At 72.6% G+C, this 20,316-nt stretch carries 19 protein-coding genes; 15 read left to right on the forward strand and 4 right to left on the reverse strand.

All coding sequences use genetic code 11. From position 1 onward, the window contains the following. Positions 1-13: 13 nt before the first annotated feature. The gene (locus tag ACWED2_RS42775; protein ID WP_449696228.1) at positions 14-646 is read right to left on the reverse strand and encodes a LysE family translocator; all 633 of its coding nucleotides are present in this window, start codon (positions 644-646) and stop codon (positions 14-16) included. A gap of 99 nt (positions 647-745) precedes the next feature. Here ACWED2_RS42775 and ACWED2_RS42780 point away from each other — a divergent pair, with 99 nt between their 5' ends. Then, positions 746-1,357 carry a GTP cyclohydrolase II gene (locus ACWED2_RS42780; protein ID WP_449696247.1) on the forward strand — a complete coding sequence of 204 codons (612 nt, stop codon included), beginning with the start codon at positions 746-748 and terminating at the stop codon, positions 1,355-1,357. A gap of 106 nt (positions 1,358-1,463) precedes the next feature. Here the strand turns inward: ACWED2_RS42780 and ACWED2_RS42785 are convergent, their stop codons facing one another. After that, on the reverse strand, positions 1,464-1,994 hold the full coding sequence (locus ACWED2_RS42785) for a MarR family winged helix-turn-helix transcriptional regulator (RefSeq protein WP_449696229.1): 531 nt from the start codon (positions 1,992-1,994) through the stop codon (positions 1,464-1,466). Positions 1,995-2,090: 96 nt separating this feature from the next. Here ACWED2_RS42785 and ACWED2_RS42790 point away from each other — a divergent pair, with 96 nt between their 5' ends. After that, positions 2,091-3,053 carry an MBL fold metallo-hydrolase gene (locus ACWED2_RS42790; RefSeq protein ID WP_449696230.1) on the forward strand — a complete coding sequence of 321 codons (963 nt, stop codon included), beginning with the start codon at positions 2,091-2,093 and terminating at the stop codon, positions 3,051-3,053. Positions 3,054-3,057: 4 nt separating this feature from the next. Continuing rightward, positions 3,058-4,593, forward strand: a complete 1,536-nt coding sequence (locus ACWED2_RS42795; protein ID WP_449696231.1) for an FAD-dependent monooxygenase — start codon at positions 3,058-3,060, stop codon at positions 4,591-4,593. Here the strand turns inward: ACWED2_RS42795 and ACWED2_RS42800 are convergent. Continuing rightward, positions 4,495-6,705 carry a discoidin domain-containing protein gene (locus tag ACWED2_RS42800; RefSeq protein WP_449696232.1) on the reverse strand — a complete coding sequence of 737 codons (2,211 nt, stop codon included), beginning with the start codon at positions 6,703-6,705 and terminating at the stop codon, positions 4,495-4,497. The two genes, ACWED2_RS42795 and ACWED2_RS42800, sit on opposite strands and share 99 nt — an antisense overlap. Before the next feature lie 461 nt (positions 6,706-7,166). Between ACWED2_RS42800 and ACWED2_RS42805 the strand changes: the two genes are divergently transcribed. Next, positions 7,167-8,864, forward strand: coding sequence for a discoidin domain-containing protein (locus ACWED2_RS42805; RefSeq protein WP_449696233.1), 1,698 nt, complete (start codon positions 7,167-7,169; stop codon positions 8,862-8,864). 65 nt (positions 8,865-8,929) lie between these two features. Here the strand turns inward: ACWED2_RS42805 and ACWED2_RS42810 are convergent, their stop codons facing one another. After that, complete coding sequence (locus ACWED2_RS42810; protein ID WP_449696234.1) at positions 8,930-9,931, reverse strand: LacI family DNA-binding transcriptional regulator; 1,002 nt, start codon at positions 9,929-9,931, stop codon at positions 8,930-8,932. A 269-nt stretch (positions 9,932-10,200) separates the two neighbouring features. Between ACWED2_RS42810 and ACWED2_RS42815 the strand changes: the two genes are divergently transcribed. The 11 genes from ACWED2_RS42815 to ACWED2_RS42865 form a co-directional block, all read left to right on the forward strand. After that, the gene (locus tag ACWED2_RS42815; RefSeq protein WP_449696235.1) at positions 10,201-10,956 is read left to right on the forward strand and encodes a sulfite exporter TauE/SafE family protein; all 756 of its coding nucleotides are present in this window, start codon (positions 10,201-10,203) and stop codon (positions 10,954-10,956) included. A gap of 29 nt (positions 10,957-10,985) precedes the next feature. Beyond that, positions 10,986-13,247: a xanthine dehydrogenase family protein molybdopterin-binding subunit gene (locus ACWED2_RS42820; RefSeq protein ID WP_449696236.1), complete on the forward strand. Its 2,262-nt coding sequence runs from the start codon at positions 10,986-10,988 to the stop codon at positions 13,245-13,247. Beyond that, positions 13,244-13,714, forward strand: coding sequence for a (2Fe-2S)-binding protein (locus ACWED2_RS42825; RefSeq protein ID WP_449696237.1), 471 nt, complete (start codon positions 13,244-13,246; stop codon positions 13,712-13,714). Before ACWED2_RS42820 ends, ACWED2_RS42825 begins: the two co-directional genes overlap by 4 nt. Continuing rightward, positions 13,711-14,523, forward strand: coding sequence for an FAD binding domain-containing protein (locus ACWED2_RS42830; RefSeq protein ID WP_449696238.1), 813 nt, complete (start codon positions 13,711-13,713; stop codon positions 14,521-14,523). The genes ACWED2_RS42825 and ACWED2_RS42830 overlap by 4 nt, the downstream gene beginning before the upstream one ends. Before the next feature lie 158 nt (positions 14,524-14,681). Continuing rightward, the gene (locus tag ACWED2_RS42835; RefSeq protein WP_449696248.1) at positions 14,682-15,296 is read left to right on the forward strand and encodes a flavin reductase family protein; all 615 of its coding nucleotides are present in this window, start codon (positions 14,682-14,684) and stop codon (positions 15,294-15,296) included. 264 nt (positions 15,297-15,560) lie between these two features. Then, positions 15,561-16,403 (forward strand): ESX secretion-associated protein EspG, encoded by an 843-nt coding sequence (locus ACWED2_RS42840; protein WP_449696239.1) that lies wholly within the window; start codon positions 15,561-15,563, stop codon positions 16,401-16,403. A gap of 19 nt (positions 16,404-16,422) precedes the next feature. Beyond that, the gene (locus ACWED2_RS42845; RefSeq protein ID WP_449696240.1) at positions 16,423-16,893 is read left to right on the forward strand and encodes a hypothetical protein; all 471 of its coding nucleotides are present in this window, start codon (positions 16,423-16,425) and stop codon (positions 16,891-16,893) included. A gap of 8 nt (positions 16,894-16,901) precedes the next feature. After that, on the forward strand, positions 16,902-18,848 hold the full coding sequence (locus ACWED2_RS42850; protein WP_449696241.1) for a hypothetical protein: 1,947 nt from the start codon (positions 16,902-16,904) through the stop codon (positions 18,846-18,848). 4 nt (positions 18,849-18,852) lie between these two features. Further along, on the forward strand, positions 18,853-19,197 hold the full coding sequence (locus ACWED2_RS42855; protein WP_449696242.1) for a type VII secretion target: 345 nt from the start codon (positions 18,853-18,855) through the stop codon (positions 19,195-19,197). Further along, complete coding sequence (locus ACWED2_RS42860) at positions 19,194-19,739, forward strand: YbaB/EbfC family nucleoid-associated protein (RefSeq protein ID WP_449696243.1); 546 nt, start codon at positions 19,194-19,196, stop codon at positions 19,737-19,739. The genes ACWED2_RS42855 and ACWED2_RS42860 overlap by 4 nt, the downstream gene beginning before the upstream one ends. Further along, a partial coding sequence (locus ACWED2_RS42865) for a WXG100 family type VII secretion target (protein WP_449696245.1) occupies positions 19,733-20,316 on the forward strand: 584 nt, incomplete at its 3' end. The genes ACWED2_RS42860 and ACWED2_RS42865, both read left to right, overlap by 7 nt.

Here is a 20,316-nt window from a genome sequence, read left to right on the forward strand (position 1 = left end):
GCCCGCTGCGGGCTCACGCCGTTTCGGCGGCGACCTTCAGGCCGAGGGTGACGAGCACGGTGCCCAGGACGGCGTCGAGCACCCGGCGGACGCGGCCGGCGCTGAAGAACCGCTTCAGCGCTCCGACCACGACGGCGAGGGTGACGAACCACAGGACGGTGCCGGCGGTGGCGATCGCGGCGAGTTCGAGCGTCTGCAGGGTGGAGCCGTCGGCGGGCAGGAACTGGGGGAGCAGGGCCAGGAAGTACACGGCCACCTTGGGGTTGAGCAGGTTCGTCACCAGGCCCTGGCGGAACGCGGCCCCGGCCTTGAGCTGCCGGGCCTCGCTTGTCTGGGCGAGGTCGGCGTACCCGCCGCGGCGCACGGCCAGCCACGCCTTGACGCCGAGCACCACCAGGTAGACCGCACCGGCCAGCTTGACGACGGTGAACGCGACCGCCGACGCGGTCAGCACGGCGGCGACCCCCAGCGCGATCGCGACCACCCAGGCGAAGACGCCGAGCGCGATCCCGGTGCCCGCGGCGATCCCGGCCCGCCGGCCACCGGCGAGCGCCGAGCGCGTCACGACGACGAAGTCGGGCCCGGGCGACATCGCCCCCAGCACGACGACCAGCAGGAACGACACAGCGGTGGCACCGGGGATCATGGGCCGAGGATACGACCCGGCCGCCATCGGATTTCCGCTGATGTTCGAATTTGAACCTCGTGTAGGGTCGATCTTGTGGGTGACTCCAGGGGCGAGGACATGACGGCCGAGGTGCGGACGCGGGTGCGGATCCCGCTGCGGCTCGACGGCGGCGTCGCGGTCGACGCCGAAGCCGTGACGTTCCGCGGCCTGGCCGACGGCGGCGAGCACCTGGCCTTCGTGCTGGGCACACCGGGCGAGGTGCCGCTGGTGCGGCCGCACTCGGAATGCCTGACCGGTGACGTCTTCGGCTCGGCGCGCTGCGACTGCGGCCCGCAGCTGGCCGAGGCGGTCGCCCGGATCGCCGAGACCGGCGGGTACCTGCTGTACCTGCGTCAGGAGGGCCGGGGGATCGGGCTGTACAACAAGCTCGACGCGTACGCCCTGCAGGACGGCGGCCTCGACACCTACGCCGCGAACGCCGCGCTCGGCCTGCCCGAGGACGCCCGCGACTACACGGTCGCGGCGCAGATGCTGGGCGCGCTCGGGGTGCACCGGGTCGACCTTTTGTCGAACAACCCGGACAAGGCGGCGCAGCTGCGCGCGGCGGGAATCGCGGTGCGCGACCGGGTGCCGACCGGGGTGTTCGCGACCGAGAACAACGTCCGGTACCTGCGGGCGAAGGCCGAGCAGACCGGGCACACGCTCGCCCTGCCCGGTCTGGCCAGCTGACCCGCGAGCCGGGACCGCCGGCCGGCGTGCCCGGAGGGTCGGATCGTGCACCGGAACGGTCGGTTCGCGTGCCTGGAGGGTCGGGCTGCGTGCCTGGAGGGTCGGTTCAGGTGAGGCGCTGGGCCGCCGCGGCGGCCGGGCTCGTGGTGAGTTTCTCCAGCAGGCCGATCAGGGTGGCCTGTTCCGCGGGGGTCAGGGACGCCACCCAGGCCTGCTCGCGCTTGTTGTGCTCCTGGTAGGCGCCGGTCACCGCCGTGTGGCCCGCCTCGGTGAGCGCCAGCCGCACCGCGCGGCGGTCGTGGGGGACCGGGGTGCGCGTCACCAGGTCGTCCCGCTCCAGGGTCTTCACCAGCGCCGACACCGCGGCGCGGCTCATCCCGGCGAGCCGGGCCACGTGGCGGGACTCCAGCGGGCCGGCCAGCCACAGCACGAACAGCACCCGGAAGCCGCCCCAGCTCCAGCCGCGTGGGCGGTGGACCGTCGACTCCCAGTCGTAGACCAGCGCGCCGGCCAGCCGGTGCAGCGTCAGGCCGAGGCGCATCGCCACCGGGTCGGTCGCGGGCAGCTCGGCCTGCGTCTTCCCGATCGCGTAGTCGACGAACGAGAGGTAGTCGAGGTCGGCCGGTCGGTCGGTCATGCGGCCCAGGTTAGGGGACGGAGGGTTCCGCGCGGCGGTCCCGAGGGCTAACCTGACCGAGGTAGTCAAACCTTTGACGATCAAGGAGCGCTCGCCGTGACGAAGAAAGCCTTCGCCTCTTCGGCCGACCTGGCGGAGAAAGCGCAGACCCTCGAAGTCCTCGCGGACGGCGTCTACGCGCTGACCGCGGAGGGCGACCCGAACATCGGCGCGATCGAAGGCGAGGACTTCCTCGTCTGCTTCGAAGCGCTCGCCACGCCCGTCGCCGCGGGCGAGTGGCTCGCGAAACTGCGTGAGCACACCGACAAACCGGTGCGGTACCTGGTGCTGAGCCACTACCACGCCGTGCGCGTGCTCGGCGCGTCCGCGTTCGACGCCGACGTGATCGTCGCCCACGAGAACACCCGCGCCCTCGTCGCCGAGCGCGGCAAAGAGGACTGGGAAAGCGAGTTCGGCCGGATGCCCCGGCTGGCGAAGGGCGCCGAATCGGTGCCCGGCCTGACCTGGCCGACGCTCACCTTCTCCGACCGGCTCACGATCGACCTCGGCGGCGACCGCGGCGACCTCGTCCTGCAGTACTGCGGGCGCGGCCACACCGAAGGCGACATCGTCGCCTGGCTGCCCCGGCCGAAGATCCTCTACGCCGGCGACCTCGTGGAGGCCGAAGCCGCGCTGTACACCGGCGACGCGTTCCACCGCGACTGGGCTTCGTCCACTTTGGACAGCGTGGCCGCCTTCGGGGCCGAGATCCTGATCGGCGGCCGCGGCGGGGTGAGCCGCGGCCGAGCCGCGGTCGACGCGGCCATCGCGCAGACCCGGCACTTCCTCACCACGATGCTCCGCGAAGTCGGCGCGGTCCGCGACGCCGGCGGCTCGCTCAAGGAGGCCTTCGAGCGCACCCACGCGGCCCTGGCCGACCGGTACGGGCACTGGCCGATCTTCGAGCACTGCCTGCCTTTCGACGTCTCGCGCCTGTGGGACGAGCTGTCCGGGATCGAGCGGCCGGTGGTCTGGACGGCCGAACGCGACCGCGAAGTCTGGGACCAGCTCCAGGGCTAGGACGATGAGAGTTGCGGTCCTCGGCAGCGGCCCGGTCGGCCAGACGGCCGCCCTGCTGCTCGCGCGCCGGGGCGTGCCGGTCGTGCTCGTCGACGAGCACGAGGCGCGTGACCCCGTCGGGTCCAAGGCCATCTGCCACCAGCGGGACACCCTGGACGTCTGGGCGTGGCTCGGCGCGGGGTGCCTCGCCGAGGAAGGCCTCACCTGGACGACCGCGCGGACGTTCCACCGCGACCGGGAGCTGTTCTCGCTGACGCTGCCGGCCGCGGGGTCCGCGCTCCCGCCGTTCGTCAACCTGTCCCAGTCCCGCGTCGAAGAGGTCCTGGACGAGCTGATCGCGCGGCAGCCGCTGATCGACGTCCGCCGCGGCCACCGCGTCACCGGCCTGACCCAGCCCGGCTGCGTCGAAATCCAGTGCGAGACGAAAGCCGGCCCGCGCCGGATCGAGGCCGACTACGCGGTCGCCTGTGCCGGTGCGCGCGGCGACACCGTGCGGCGGGCGCTCGGGCAGCACCTCGGCGGTGTGTCGTTCCGGGACCTGTTCCTGATCTGCGACATCCGCGCCGACCTGCCGGGCTGGGCGGCGGAACGGCGCTTCCACTTCGACCCGCCGTGGAACCCCGGCCGCCAGGTGCTGATCCACCCGTGCCCCGGCTCGCAGTTCCGGATCGACTGGCAGGTCCCCGACGGCTACGACCTCGGGGCCGAGGAAACCGGTGGGGCGCTCGACCGCCGGATCCGCGCGATCATCGGCGACCGGCCGTACGAGGTGGTCTGGCGTTCGGTGTACCGCTTCCACACGCGGCTCGTCGACCGGATGCGCGCCGGCCGCGTGCTGCTCGCCGGGGACTGCGCGCACCTGGTGGCGCCGTTCGGGGCGCGCGGCCTCAACTCCGGCGTCGCCGACGCGGAGAACGCGGCCTGGAAGCTGGCCGCCGTCCTGCGCGGCGACGCGGGGGAGGAGCTGCTGGAGAGCTACCACGCCGAGCGGCACGCGGCGGCGGTGGAGAACGCGGCCGTCACCACCGCCACGATGGACTTCCTGGTCCCGCAGGACGACGAGCGGCGCCGTCGCCGGCTCGACGTCCTCACCCGGGCGGCGCACGACCCCGCCGCCTGCGCGCGGGTCGACTCCGGCCGGCTGGCGGAGCCGTTCTGGTACGTGGACTCGCCGCTGACCACGCCCGATCCGGCACGGCCGTTCGCGGGACGGCCGCCGCGGGGCGCGCTGCCGCCGCCGGGCCCGGGGGTGCTGCTCCCGGACGTCACCGTCGCGAGTGGACGGTTGCGCGACCTGGCCCGGCAGGGGTTCCTGGTGCTCACCACCCCGGGCGTGCGGGCCGAAGGGATGCGGTCGGCGGAGATCCCGCTGGGCGGGGCGCTGGGTGCGCGTCCGGGCGAAGCCTGGCTGGTCCGCCCGGACGCGTACGTCGCCGCGGTGCTACGGGTAGGAGACCAGCGGGCTCACCTGGTGCCCGGTGTTCGCGGCGTCACCCGAGTCGTTGATGACGTGGGCGATCGTGCCCACGCCGCCGAGTGACACCGAAACCAGGTTGTGGAACCGGACTCCGGAGTTGTTCGGCACTTCGAAGGAGTGACTGGCCACAATGGACGGGTTGGTGTCGAAGAAGCAGTAGCTGCCCAAGCCCCAGCCTTCGTGGCTGGTCACCGAGTCGGCCACCTTGTACGCCGCCCAGCCCTGCCGACCGCCGCCGCTGGACCAGGACGCCTGGTCCGGCGGGTCGTAGGGCAGCTCGTTCTGGAAGAAGTACGTCCGCCCGCCGTTGCCGTTCCAGAGCACTTCGTACTGCTGGTAGTGCTCGACGAACAGGCCGTACATCGTCACGTTCGCACCGTTGACGACGAGACCGTTCGCCGCGGTGTTGACGTCCCAGCCGACGCCGTAGGAGTGGTCGCCCCGCCAAAGCCACATGTGGTCGCCGATGACGTTGTTCGAGTTGACCACCAGCGTCTGCGTGGCCTTCCCGACGGCCGCGCCGCCGATCCGGAAGAACACGTCGTGCAGCGACGTCGGGTCGCCCGCGTGGTTCGCGTTCGAGCCCGGCGGCCCGACCTGGACGAGCACCGGCGAGTTCACCCCGCCCGCGTCGACCAGCAGCCCGGCGATCTTCACGCCGTCCACATCGGACGTCGTGATGGCCGCGGTGCCGTTGGTGGGCATCAGCGTGGCCAGGCCGAGGCCGAGCACCACGGTGTCCGGCCGGGTGATGTTCAGGGCCCGGTCGAGGTGGTAGACCCCCGGGGTGACCAGCAGGTTCTTCCCGGCCGCCAGCGCCGCGTTGAGCGTCGCGGCCGAGTCCGACGGGTGCGCGACGTAGAACTCGCTCAGCGAGATCGACTGCCCGGCCGGAGCGCCGTGGCCCCAGCTGGTGCCCTGGGAATTCTGCCGCAGCGCGGGAACGAACACGTGGTAGCTGCCCGAGCCGTCGACGTAGAGGAACGGCTTCTCGCGGACCACCGGGGTCTGGCCGACGACCGTCTCCGGCGGGTTCGGGAAGCTCGCCGGCGGGGTGCCGGTCGAGCCGACGAACACCATGTTCCACACCCCGCCCTGCCAGCCGCCCAGCTCGCTGTTGCGGGTCAGGAACTGCTGCTGGGACCCCGAGACGGCGACGCCGTCGATCTTGCTGTCGGCGATCAGGCCGCCGCTGGCCCAGCCGTCGCCGCCGTTCCACAGCTGGATCTGGCTGCCGCGCAGGTGCATCCGGCGGTACGGCGCGGCCTGCGCGACGGCCCAGCGCTCCACCTGGCCCGCCGGCAGCGTCACCGAGAGGTTCTCGGCGGACCGCCAGAAGTTCTGCGTCGCGTTGCCCTTGTTGTTCGGGTTGTCGCCCTGCTGCAGCCAGTCGGCCTCGACGCGGACGTGGTCGTTCAGGGTGACGTCGTCGGGGGAGAGGCCGAGCCCGGCGACCTGCTCGTAGAAGCCGAGGTTGACGTCGGCGGTGTAGGTGCCCGGCTTGAACAGCACGGCGTACCGTTCGCCGCCGAACTGGTTGGTGTGCTGCTGGTTCGCGATCTGCGTCAGCCGGTTCTGGATCGTCGCGGCCGGCGTCGACGGGTCGAACACCGACACGTTCGGCCCGAAATCCGGGTTGCGCGGGTCGGTCGGCGGGATCGTGGTGTCGCCGGTGCCGTGCGCGGCGACCTCCCACAGCGAATAGCCGTACTGCGTGGCCCGCTGGGTGCCGGTGATCCGGAGGTAGCGCGCGGTGCCGGACAGCGGCACGGCCTGCGTGCCGCCGGTGCCGGCGGTCGTCGAGTACGCCGCGGTCCAGCTGCTCGCGTCGGTGGACAGCTGCACGGTGAACGCGCGGGCGTACGCGGCTTCCCAGGTGAGCACCACGTCGCAGAGCTGCTGCGCGGAACCCAGGTCGACCTGCAGCCACTGCGGATCACTGAACGCGCTCGACCAGCGCGTGCCGGGATCGCCGTCGACCGCGGCGGCCGCGGGTGTCCCGCCGTTCTCGGTCGAGGACGCGGTCGCGGGACGGCCCTGCGCGAGGTTCGTGGTGCCGCACGCGGCGGCCTGGGCCGGCGCGGAGCCGAGCACCGCCGCGGTGGTGGCCGCGGTGACGAAGGTGGTGGCGATGACGAGGAGGCGGTGAACGGGGGAGAGCGTCGTCGATCTCATGAGCCTGCCTGCTGATCGGGGGGAGGGAGGGAACGGCGGCGGACCGGGCGAGCCCCACAGCTCGCGCCGGTGTCGGGTGGTGCGGCGGGTCCGCGCCCGGGCACCCACCCGGCGCCGTGAGCCGGAGGAGCGGTACCGGGATGGGTGTGACGGCGCGAACCGGTCAGCCCGAACAGGTGCTGGTCGCGGCGGAGCCGTCCCGGTCGGCGGTCACGGAACCGGTTCCGTCGGTGAGCTCGCAGTTAACAGCGCGGAGTTCGGTGCAGTCAAGGGATCCGGCCCGGATTCCTTCGCCCGGCCCACCGTCCGGCGCAGCGGCGTTGACATTTTACGGCTCTTTATTTATAGCTTGAACTAAGAGCGTGCCGACGGCCGGGACCCACGCCCGCGCCGGAGACCACGTGAGCCGATCCGCGCCGGGGCAAGGCCGCCCCGGCGCCGGTTCGCCGTGGAGGTGCCCCATGCAACGCCGCACGCCGAGGACCCGGGTGCTCGCCGTCCTCGCCCTGACCCTGGCCGCCCTGCTGACCGCCCCGGTCGCCCGGGCCGCGCCCGTCCTGCTCTCCCAAGGCCGCCCGGTGACGGCGTCCTCGGCCGAGTCCGCCGCCTTCCCCGCGAGCGCGGCCGTCGACGGCGATCCCGGCACCCGCTGGTCCAGCGCCTTCGGCGATCCGCAGTACCTCCAGGTCGACCTCGGCTCGGCCCAGCAGCTGACCCAGGTCGTGCTGAGCTGGGAAGCCGCGTACGCCAAGGCGTTCACCGTCCAGGCGTCCGCCGACGGCTCGACCTGGACGACTCTCTCCTCGACCACCACGGGCACCGGCGGGACGCAGACGCTGAACGTGACCGGCAGCGGCCGGTACGTCCGGCTCACCGGCACCCAGCGGGCCACGCAGTACGGCTATTCGCTGTGGGAGTTCCAGGTGTACGGCGGGGGCGGCACCGGTGACGTCCTGCTGTCCTACGGCAAGCCCGGCACCGCGTCCTCGTACCAGGACGACGGTGCCTGCCCGGGCTGCGTCCCGGCGAAGGCGTTCGACCACGACCCGGCCACGCGCTGGGCGACCAGCGCGACCACCGGCTGGGTCGACCCGGGCTGGATCACCGTCGACCTCGGCGCGCCCGCGGTGGTCCACCAGGTCGTCCTCCAGTGGGACCCGGCCTACGCGGTCGCCTACCAGCTGCAGGTGTCGAACGACAACGCGAACTGGACGACGGTGTACTCGACCGCCGGCGGCAAGGGCTTCAAGGAGACGCTGACCGTCACCGGGTCCGGCCGGTACGTCCGGATGTACGGCACCGCCCGCTCGAACGGCTACGGCTACTCGCTGTGGGGTTTCGACGTCTACGGCACCGGCGGCAACCCGACGCAGCCGCCGCCCGCGCCGCCGGCCCCGCACTTCCCGGGCACGCTGGTCTGGAGCGACGAGTTCAACGGCGCCGCGGGCGCGGCTCCCGACGCGAGCAAGTGGACCGCCGAGACCGGCCCCGGCGTCAACAACGAACTCGAGTACTACACGAACAACAACAACGCCAAACAGGACGGCCGCGGCAACCTGGTCATCCAGGTCCGCCGCGAAGCCACCCCGGGCAGCGCGTGCCCGATCGACCCGGTCAGCGGCAGCGGCACCTGCCAGTACACCTCCGGCCGGATCAACACCGCGGGCAAGTTCAGCTTCACCTACGGCCACGTCGAGGCCAACATCAAGGTGTCCGGCACGCAGGGGCTGTGGCCCGCGTTCTGGTTGCTGGGCGCGAACTTCTTCAGCGGCACGCCGTGGCCGAACTGCGGTGAGATCGACATCATGGAGCACGTCGGCAAGGCGCCGAACCTGGCGTACTCGACGATCCACGCCCCGGCCTACAACGGCGCGGGCGGCGTCGGCGCACCCTACGACCTCGGCCAGGACGTCTCGGCCGGCTTCCACCGCTTCGGCCTCGACTGGGACGCCACCCACATGACGTTCTTCGTGGACGGGACCGCGTTCCAGACGATCAACCGGGACACCGTGGAGAGCACCCGCGGGCCGTGGGTCTACGACCACCCGTTCTTCCTGATCCTCGACAACGCGATCGGCGGCGACTTCCCCGGCCCGCCGGGCGCGGGGACCGTCCTGCCGCAGGACATGGTGATCGACTACGTGCGGGTGTACCAGTGAAGCCACCCGCCATCCGTCCACTGTGTACTCGACGGCCGCCCGGCCGCGGTGCGTGAGCCGGCGGGCTACCGCACCCGGGTCGACTCGCGGAGCACCAGCGCCGTCGGGACGATCAGCGGGGCGTCCGGGGCCGGCGCGCCGGCCAGGCGGTCCAGCAACAGGCCGGCCGCCGTCTCGCCCATCTGCCGCAGCGGCTGGTGGATCGTGGTGAGCGGCGGCTGGGTGTGCGCGGCCAGGGGGATGTCGTCGAAGCCGACCACGGCGACGTCCCCCGGCACCGTGCGGCCCGCCTTGCGCAGACCGGCCAGCACGCCCGCCGCCGTCAGGTCGTTGTGCGCGAAGACCGCGTCGAACTCCGGGCCGGTCCCGAGGAGCTGGAGGATCGCCGCCTCACCGCTCTCGCTCGTGAAGTCGCCTTCGATGATGAGCCGCGGGTCGAGGGTCAGGCCCGCGTCGACGACGACCTGGTGGAAGCCGTTGAGGCGGTCGGTGGTGCAGCCGAACTCGCGGGGCCCGGTGACGGTGGCCAGCCGGGTGCGGCCGGTTTCGAGGAGGTGGCGGGCCGCGGACGCGCCGCCCTGCCGGTTGTCCGTGCCCACCGAAGGGAACGCCGGGCGGCGGCCGCGGTCGTCGATCACCACCACCGGCAGGCCCGAGTCGTGCAGCACGCGCAGGTGCCGCACCGCGTCCGGCGGTTCCACCAGCAGCAGGCCGTCGAACGCCTTGGCCGACACCTGGCGCGAGAACTCGCCCAGGGAGTCGGCGCCCCGGTTGGCGGTGGACAGCAGCAGGCCGTAGCCCTTCGACTCCACGACGTCGGCGACGCCCTGCAGCACCTCGCCCATCCACGGCCAGGTCAGGCCCGGCACCAGCATCCCGACCGTGCGCGTCACCCCGCGCGCCAGGCCGACCGCGCCGGCACTGGGGATGTACCCGGTCGCCGCGATCACCTCGCGCACCCGGATCGCCGTCGCCGCGTCCACGTCGGCCTTGTTGTTGAGCACCCGCGACACGGTCGTCTTGCTCACCCGCGCGCGGCGGGCGACCTCGGCGATCGTGACGCGCATCCGTCCTCCCGATCGGGCGGTGGAGAGCTCCGTGTGTCAAGGTACTCGCCCGCGGGCCCGCCGCGCGGTGTCCGAGATCGATCAAGTGCGGCCGGACTGCCCGGCGCCGGGGCTCCCGTGACCGCTCCAGTCCGATGTGGACAATGCCTGCGTATAACGACCTATACCCGCCGCGTCGGCTCAGTCGGCGTTTCGGCGGCGTCGCCCCGGACCCCGCGCGAACGGTGACGGCCCGGATCGGCCGGACGGCGGCGTGATGAGATGACAACGTGATCATCGACCCGTGGGTGCTGCTCCTGCTCGTGCTGGCCGGCGTCGGGGCCGGCCTGACCGGGGCGACCGCCGGGCTCGCGTCGCTGGTGTCCTACCCGGCGCTCCTGGCCGCCGGGCTGCCGCCGGTGACCGCCAACGTCACCAACACCGTCGCCATGCTGGGCACCACCGTCGGCGCCGCGGCCGGAGCCCGTCCCGAGCTGGCCGGGCAGCGGCGGCGGCTCGTCCCGCTCTGCGCGATCACCACCGTCGGCGGCGCGTGCGGCGGGCTCGTCCTGCTGCTGACGCCGTCCGACGCGTTCACCGTGATCGTGCCGTGGCTGATCGGCGGGGCGTCCCTGGTGCTGATGGCCGGACCGCGGCTGCGCCGGCTGGCCGAAGGCGCCGAACACCACGGCCTCAGCCCGGCGACCGGCGTGGTCGCGTTCCTCATCGGCATCTACGGCGGCTACTTCGGTGCCGCCGCCGGCGTGCTCATGCTCGCGCTGCTGGTCACCGTCTGGAGCCAGCCGCTCGCCCGCACCAACGCGGCCAAGAACCTGGTCACCGGCTCGGCGAACCTCCTCGCCGCGATCGTCTTCGCGGTCACGGGCAAGGTCGTCTGGCCGGCCGCGCTCGCCGTCTGCCTCGGCTCGCTGGGCGGCGCGTGGCTGGGGTCGGTCCTCGTGCGCCGGCTGCCGGCCACGCCGTTGCGCATCGGCATCGGAATCGGCGGACTGGGCCTGGCGGTCGTCCTCGGCCTGCGGGCATGATCGGCGGATATCGGCGAGCAGGAGACCAGATGAGCATTGTCGGGACCAGGGTGGTCCGCCGGGAAGACCGGAGTCTGATCACCGCGGGCGGCACCTACGTGGACGATCTGCGGACGGATGCGCTTTCCGGGGCCGCGCACGCGGTCTTCGTCCGAAGTCCGATCGCCCACGCGCGGATCGGCGGCATCGACGTGAGCGCGGCGAAGGAGGCGCCGGGCGTGCTCGGCGTGTTCACCGCCGCCGACCTCGGGCTCGACCCGCACCCCTCGGGGCCGGTGCCGGAACCGTGGCTGGCCGGCGAGGTGGTGCGCTACGTCGGCGAACCGGTCGCGCTCGTCGTCGCCGAAGAGCGCTACCAGCTGGCCGATGCGGCCGAGCTGGTCGACGTCGACTACGAGCCACTGGACGCGGTCGTGTCGATCGACGCGGCCCTCGCGGGCGAAACGTTGCTGTTCCCCGACCGGGACAGCAACATCGTGCAGGTCAAGGGAGCGGCCGAGTTCGATGACGCGATTTTCGAGGACTGCGAAGTCGTCGTCACCGAGACCATCCTCAACCAGCGCGTCGCGCCCGCGCCGCTCGAGGTGCGCGGCGCGGCCTGTGCGTGGGGCGAGGACGGCCGGCTGACGGCCTGGCTGTCCACGCAGAACGCCCAGATCGCCCGCAGCCAGCTGGCCGGGAGCCTCGGTGTCCCCGAAGAGTCGGTGCGGGTGATCGCGCCGGACGTCGGCGGCGGTTTCGGCGCGAAGATCGGCGCGGACCCCGAGGCGACCGTGCTCGGCTGGGCCGCCAAGCAGCTCGGGCGGGGCGTGCGCTGGGTCGAGTCGCGCAGCGAGAACCTCACGGCCATGACGCACGGCCGCGCCCAGCGCAACACGGTGACCATCGGCGGGAAGCGCGACGGCACGGTGCTGGCGTACCGCCTCGACGTCGTCCAGGACGCCGGCGCGTACCCCCGGATGCTGCTGCTGCCGACGCTGACCGAGCTGATGGCCATCGGCGTCTACCGGTTCCCGAAGGTCGAGACCCGCAGCCGCGCGGTCGTCACCACGACGACGCCGATCGGCGCCTACCGCGGCGCCGGGCGCCCGGAAGCGACGGCCGCCGTCGAACGGGCGATGGACCGCTTCGCCGCCGAGATCGGGCTGGACCCGGCCGAGGTCCGCCGGGTCAACTTCATCCGGCCGGAGGAGTTCCCGTACCAGTCGCCGACCGGGGCGTCCTACGACACGGGCGAGTACGCGGCGGCGCTGGACAAGGTCCTGGACGCCGCCGGGTACGCCGAACTGCGGGCCGAGCAGCAGCGGCGGCGGGCGGCGGGCGACCCGGTCGAGCTGGGCCTGGGCATCGCGACCTACGTCGAGATCACCGGCGGCGACGGCGGCGGCGAGAGCGGCCGCGTCGACATCCACCCGGACGGCTCGGTCGTCGCGTGGACCGGCAGCTCACCGCACGGGCAGGGGCTCGGCACGTCGCTGGCGATGCTGCTGTCCGACCAGCTCGGCGTCCCGCTGGAGAAGATCACGGTCCGGCACGGCGACACCGACGAGGTGCCGAAGGCGGTCGGCACGTTCGGCTCGCGGTCGCTGCAGCTGGGCGGCTCGGCGATCCGGCAGGCGGCCGACGAGGTGATCGCGCAGGCCCGCGAGCTGGCGGCCGACCTGCTGGAAGCGGCGCCGGAGGACCTCGAACTGGACGCCGGGCGCGGTGTCTGGCAGGTCCGCGGCGCACCGTCGAGCACGGTGCTCAGCTGGGCGCAGGTCGTCGAGACGGCCGGCGAGGGCAAGCTCTCGGCCGACGTCTGGTTCGGCGCCGGCGCGCCGACGTTCCCGTTCGGCGCGCACCTCGCGGTGGTCGAGGTCGACACCGAGACGGGCAAGGTGCGGCTGCGCCGGATCGTCGCCGTCGACGACGCCGGCCCGATCGTCAACCCGCTCACCTTCCGCGGCCAGCGCCACGGCGGCCTCGGCCAGGGCGCGGCGCAGGCGCTCATGGAGGTCGTCACCTACGACGACGACGGCAACCCGACGACCGCGACCCTGGCGGACTACTCGTTCGTCACCGCCGCCGAGCTGCCGGACTTCGAGCTGGTCGACATGGCCACCCCGACCGACCGGAACCTGCTCGGCGTCAAGGGGATCGGCGAAGCCGCGACGATCGGTTCGACGCCGGCGGTGCACAACGCCGTGGTGGACGCCCTTGCGGCGCGCGGCGTCAAGCACCTGGACATGCCCACGACCCCGATCCGGGTCTGGGCGGCACTCGAGCAAGCCAAGGAGAGCGCGCAGTGAAGGTCTCGATCGAGGTCAACGGGCGGTCGCTGACCGAGGAGGTGCCGGACCGGACGCTGCTGGTGCACTTCCTGCGCGACACGGCCGGCCTGACCGCCACGAACGTCGGCTGCGACACGACGTCGTGCGGCGCCTGCACGGTGCTGCTCGACGGCGAGTCGGTCAAGTCGTGCACGGTGCTGGCCGCGCAGGCCGACGGCCACGCCGTCACCACCGTCGAGGGACTGTCCGCAGCGGACGGTTCGTTGCACCCGGTGCAGCGGGCGTTCCAGGAGCAGCACGGCCTGCAGTGCGGGTTCTGCACGCCGGGGATGATCATGGCGTCGGTGTCGCTGCTGGCCGACAACCCGAAGCCGACCCGCGACGAGGTCCGTGCCGGGCTCGAGGGCAACCTCTGCCGCTGCACGGGGTACCACAACATCGTCAGCGCCGTGATCGACGCGTCGGGGCAGGAGGTGGACCGGTGATCCCCGCTTCGTTCCGGTACCTGCGAGCGTCCACAGTGGACGAGGCGCTCGCGCTGCTCGCCTCGCACGGCGACGACGCGAAGGTGCTGGCAGGCGGCCATTCGCTGCTGCCGCTGATGAAGCTGCGCCTGGCCGCGCCGGAGTACCTGGTGGACATCGCCCCGCTCGACGAGCTGCGGTACGTCCGCCTGGAGGGCGGCGAGGTCGTCATCGGTGCGCTGTCCCGCTACAGCTCGCTGGCGCAGGATCCGGTGCTGCTGGAGCACGCGCCCCTGCTGGCGCACGTGTCCGGCGAGGTCGGCGACCGGCAGGTCCGCCACCGCGGCACGATCGGCGGATCCCTGGTGCACGCGGACGCGGCGGCGGACCTGCCGGCGGCGGTCCTCGCGTCGGACGCGGTCCTGGTGGCCCGCGGGCCGTCGGGGGAGCGCCGCATCCCGGCGGCGGAGTTCTTCCTCGGCCCGTTCACGACGCCCCTGGAGCCGGCGGAACTGCTGACGGAGATCCGCCTCCCGGCCCAGACGGGGAAGGGCTGGGGCTTCGAGAAGTTCACCCGCCGCGCGATCGACTGGGCGATGGTCGGGGTGACGGTCGTGGACGGCCGCGTCGGCTTGGTGAACATGGGCGGAGTACCGCTGCGCGCCACGGCCACGGAAGAGGCGCTGGCGGCGGGGGCGTCGATCGAGGAGGCGGCGGCACTGGCGGCGTCGGGAACGAACCCGCCGGACGAGCCCCACGCGACGGCCGAGTACCGCCGTCACCTGGCCCGGGTCCTGACGCGGCGGGCCCTGACGCAGGCTGTCCGGTGATCCGCCGGGGGCGGCGCTTTCCGCCGGCGCCGCCCCCGCGGTGATCGCGACGGCCGATTCCCGCCAGCCTCGCGTCCCCTGTGGACGGCAGGATCGGCCGGGTGAAGACTGTTGCGCACACGGCCATCGAGCCGGGGATCCTGTACTTCGGTACACCGGTGGTGTTGATTTCCAGCACCAATGAGGACGGTTCGGCCAACCTGGCCCCGATGTCATCGGCGTTCTGGCTCGGGTGGCGGGCGATGCTCGGGCTGGGGGTGCGGTCGCAGACCGCGCAGAATCTGTTGCGCACCCGCGAAGGCGTGCTGAACCTGCCTTCTTCGTCGATGGCCGCCGAGGTCGATCGGCTGGCGCTGACGACGGGGACCGATCCGGTGCCCGCCGGGAAGCGGGAGCGGGGATATTTCCACGTGGCGGACAAGTTCGCGCGGGCCGGGCTGACTCCGGTCGCTTCTTCGACCGTGGCGCCGCCGCGGGTCGCCGAGTGCCCGGTGGCGATGGAGGTCGTCGTCGAGGCCACCCACCCGGTGGGGGACGACGGGGGAATCGTCGCTTTCGAGGTTCGGGTGCAGCGGGTGCTCGTGCACGAGTCCGTCCGGCTGGCGGGCACCGAGGATCGGATCGATCCGGACGCCTGGCGGCCGCTGATCATGAGTTTCCAGAAGTTCTACGGGCTGGGTGCCCAGGTGCATCCTTCTACGTTGGCTCGCATTCCCGAGCGGCTTTACCGTGGTCCTGATATCGAACGGGCTCGGCGAGTTCCTGCGTTGTAGGGCGGGGCGGGGTGGAGAGCACCTTGCCCCGGCGGGGTCTGCCGACGTGCTCGCCTCCTCCGGGCCTGCGCGGCAGCCGCGCGGCGCAGGCCCCACCCGCAGGCCGTCACTCCTTCGGGCTATACCCCTCTTGCCCGCCTGGTCCAGGGGATCGTGGTCTTTCGGGCATCCGGGTGGCGGTGCCGACGTCCGCCCCGGCCGCACTGCTAATGTTCATCAAGGAACTTGCTTGAAGGTTTGACGAAAAGGATCCGGCGAGGGGAAATGGCGGAGCGGTTCGAGTTCGTCCTCGAGGTCTTCGAAGCACTCGTCGTCGGGCGGGCTACCGGGGGCGATGTCCGGCGGTACCCGCTCCGGGCCGGGAACCTGCCCACCGATCCGGTGCGGTTCGTCCGCGTTGCGCGGCAGGTCTACGACGCGCTCGAGGAACGGCGGTTGTCCGTCTCCGGTGAGCTGCACCCCGGCGTCCGGACCGCCTTCGAACTCCTCGCCGAACCGCGGATATCCGTCGCCGTCAGCGGGATCGACGGGCTCGGGGCCGATGTGGCCGTTCTCGTCGTCAGCGACGGCGCCCAGGCCCTCGGGATCACGCAGGCCCCGGACACCGACGAACTGCTGTTCTCGCTGTTCGCCGACGAGGACCTCGTCGAGGTCGTCACCGGGGTGCTTCCCCCGGCTCCGGCCGCCACCACCGGGACGCACGTCGTCCACCGGGCCGCCGGGCGGGAGGTTTCCGCGATGACCGCGAAGCGGATCGCGGAGGCCGAGTTCGACGAAGAAGAGACCGATGCCTTCGGCATGATCGAGGTCAAAGCCGTCGTGCGGCCCGGGCGGCGGCCGCCGGCTCCGAAGCCCTCCGACGTCGCCGTGCTCGAACGGGTGCTGGCCGAACCGCGGCTGGGCGGTGGGCACATCGCCGTCAGCGCGCAGGGGCGGCGGGGTGAACGGCTCGCCGGCGAGCCGCTGAGCTGGCTCGACACCGCCGACGGCCGGTACCTCGTGCACACCCGCAGCGGCGAGGGCGGGGAACTCACCGCCGAATACGTGCCCGCCGGGCGGGCCGACCTCGCGCGCGCCATCCGCGACGCGATCGCTGCCGTCTACTGACCGGGGAGGAACAGTCCTGATGACGACCGAAGAGACCGCGGCGGTGGCCCAGGCCCTCCAGGCCACCAAGCAAATGGCGTCGACCGCCGACCCCCAGCTCAAGGCGATGGACGCGGTGCGCGTCGGCCTCGCCGGGGCGCAGCTGAAGCGGCTCGCCGAGAGCGGTGGCTTCGCGATCGACGACACCACCGGCAACCAGCTGATCGAGGCCCTCGAAGGCGTGCTCGAGTCGCTCGAACAACGCTGGGCGAACCTGCAGCGGCTGCACGACGCGCCGGCGATGAGCCGGACCGCCGCCGGCCAGTGGGTGTCGGCGCACATGGTGAGCACCGCCGCCGACGAGCACGGCCTCGTCACCCAGCTGCAGGCCGCGCGGCAGGAGTTCCCGACCTACATCGAGGCCATCAAGCTGGCGAAGCAGAACTACAAGTCCCGGGAAGAGACGACGCAGCAGACGTTGACCTCGCTCCCGACCGCCGACCAGAGCTGAGGGAGATCGTGGCACCCACCGCCGAGTCCGTCTCGGACCCGTCGTCCCCGGACTACGACCCGCGCAGTCCGCTCTACGACGTGACCGCCGATTCGTCGTCGAAGTACTACGTCGGGCCGCTGACCACGGACAAGTCGCCGTCGGGCGACCAGATCCGCGAGATGGCCACCAGACAGGTCGACGACGAGATCCGGCGCGGCTGGCTCGGCCCGGTCGTCGACCCGGTGCTGCGCGACAAGAAGATCCAGGAGCTCTACCAGCAGCACCTCAACGACGCCAAGCACGGCCTCGACGAGGGGCTCACCATGCGCGAGACCGGCGGGGCGCCGCGCACGCTGTGGAACAACGCCAGCCACGAACAGATGAACGAAGCCATCACGCAGGACGCCAACCCGGCGACCGTCGCGGAGACCTCGGAAGAGTGGGTGCGGGTCGGCAACGACCTCGGCACCCACCAGAAGACGCTGGCCGACGCGATCAACGCCAGCACCAGCAACTGGCAGGGCGGCGCCGGTGACGCCGTCCGCGAACACCTCGCCGGCGTCGGCAAGTGGCTGGGCGCGACCGCGCAGGGCGCCACCCTCGCCGGCCGCCAGCAGGAGATCCACTCCCAGGCGCTCAACGAGACCCAGCGGCAGATGGCCGCGAACCCGCCGGTCCAGTTCGACCTGCAGTCGACCAACCAGCGGCTGATGTCGATGACCGACCCGGTGCAGTACGCGGCGGCCGCGGGCGAGGCCATGCAGACCTACCGGGCGCAGCAGGCCGCGCGGGAGCACGCCGCGCAGATCATGACCCAGTACGACGAGACCATCGGCGGCGCGGTCGCCACCCCGCGGTTCCCGGCCCCGCCGAAGCTGCCGACCGCCACGGCGACCAGGCAGAACGTCGTCGCGCGAGGCGGCGCCGGTGCGGGCGGCGACGTGCAGCCGCTGCTGGCGCGCAGCCCGCTGGACCCGGCGGCCACCGGGACCCCGATCGACGCGAACGCGGCCGCGCTGGGCGGCGCGGGCGCGGGCGGTGCCGGTGCGGGCATCCCGGGCGACGGTTCGGGTGGCTCCGGCTTCTCCGGCAGCGGCATCCCGGGTGCGGGTGGCTCCGGCAGCGGCTTCTCCGGCAGCGGCATCCCCGGCGGTGGCTCCGGCTTCTCCGGCGCCGGCATCCCGGGCGGCGGCAGCGGTGCCGGCGGCGCCGGCGGTGCGGGCTTCACGCCGCCGAACTTCGACGCCCCCGGCACGCCCGGTGGCGGCAACTTCAGCGGCGCCGGCATCCCCGGCTCGTCGCTGCCGAACTTCGACGACTCGACATCGTCGTCCGGCTTCACACCTTCGGGTATCCCGGGCGGTGGGGGCACGGGCGGCAGCGGGTTCACCCCGCCGTCGATCCCGAACATCCCCGACATCTCCGGTGGGGGCGGCGGCAGCGTCCGCGGCGGCAGCCCGATCCCCGGGTTCACCCCGCCCGGCATCGACCCGATCACCGGGCTGCCCACCGGCGCCGGCGGCCTCAACACCCCCGGTGGCGCCAAGATGCCGACCATCGGGCGCGGTGGCGGGATCAACGGCGAAAGCATCGCCAGCCGGCTGGGCGGCCTGGGCGGCGGCGGGGGCGGCGGCGGATCGCTCGGCGGGATCGGCGGCTCCGGGGCCGGTGGGTCCGGCGCCGGCGGCGCGGGCCTGCGCGGTGCGGGCAACCTCAGCGGCGGGGCCGCCTCCGGCGCGGCCGCGGAAGCCGAAGCGGCGGCGGCGCGCAACGCGATGTCGGGCCGCGGCGCGGCCGGTGCCGCGGGCGCCCCGGGCATGGGTGGCATGGGCGCCGGCAAGGGCAAGAAGGAAGACGACAAGGAACACAAGTCGGCCGACTACCTCGAAAGCGACGATCCCAACTTCTTCGCGGGCGAGCAGGCGGTCGCGCCGCCGGTGATCGGCGACTGGAAGAACCAGGATTGGAAGTGACGCCGTGACGGCACCCGGCTTCGAAGTCGAACCGGACGATCTGGTCGCGCACGCGAGTCACGTCGAGAGCCTGGTGGACCGGCTCAACACGGCGAGCGCGGCGGCCGACACGGCGATGTCGGACCACGCCTACGGGCTGCTGTGCGCCTTCCTCCCGCCGATCATCCGGCCGACGAACGAGCAGGCGAAGGACGCGCTGACGGCGTCCGGGGAAGGCGTGCGCGGGTTGGCGGACAACGTCACGGCGGCCGCGAAGTCCTACCGAGAAGGCGAAGAAGGCAACGCGCAGCCGTTCGAGCGTCAGCTCGCGGCGGCGTCGCCGACTGCGGAAGCGAAGGTGCGGTCATGACCGGCCCCAACGGGCTGGGGGACCTGATGCAGGACCCCGACGAGACGATCCGCCGGATGGACGACTGGGCGGCCGGGTTCGCGGCGAAGGCCCAGCGCTACCAGGCGGCCCAGGAGCAGACCGAACGGCTGCGGCTGACCGCGACCAGCTCCGACGGCGCGGTCAGCGTGACCGTCGGCGCGGACGGCACCGTCACCGACCTCACGTTCTCGAACAAGGTCAAGTCGTTCCCCCTCGACGAGCTCTCGCGGCAGATCCTGACGACGATGCGCCGGGCGCAGTCCGGCATCGCCGAACGCGTCGCCGGGGTGATGGCCGAGCAGCTCGGCGACGAGGACCGCGAAACCCGCAGCGTGCTGCTCGACAACCTGCGCGGCCGGTTCCCCGACCCGGACGAGCCGGACGAGCAGCCGCCGGCCACCCCGCCCGCACCGGTGCCGCCGGCCCCGGCCGGCGGCGCGGCGACCCCGCCCGCACCCGGAACTTCGCAGCCGCCGCGGCGGCCTGCCGCAGCCGATGACGAGGACAACAATCCGTGGTGAATCCGCTGGTCGCGGAAACGAAGGATTCCACGAAAGCCTATTCGGGCATTTCGCTGCTGGAGTCGGCGAACGACCTCAAATCCGCGATCGAGAGTGGCGACTGGGCTGCGGTGGCGCTCGGGGCCGTCGGGACGGCGCTGGATGCGTTGTCGATGGCGATGGACCCGTTCGGTGCGATCCTGGCGGCCGGGGTCGGTTGGCTGATGGAGCACGTCGGGCCGTTGAAGGAGGCCTTGAACGGGCTGACCGGGAACGCGGACGAGATCGCGGCGCAGGCGGAGACGTGGAAGAACATCGCGGCCGAGCTGGGCAGTGTCGGCGAGGACCTGATCGGCATGGTCAAGGCCGACACGGTTTCGTGGACCGGTGCCGCCGCGGACACCTACCGGCAGCGGGCGCAGGACACGGTGACGTTGCTGGAGACGGCCCAGAAGGGCTGTGAAGGTGCGTCCAGTGGTGTCAAGACCGCTGGTGAGGTCGTTGCTGCGGTGCGGGCGTTGGTGCGGGACATCATCGCGGAGCTGGTCGGGCATCTGATCAGCTGGGCACTGCAGGTGTTGTTCACCCTGGGCATCGG

It is taken from the genome of Amycolatopsis sp. NPDC005003, assembly GCF_053600695.1.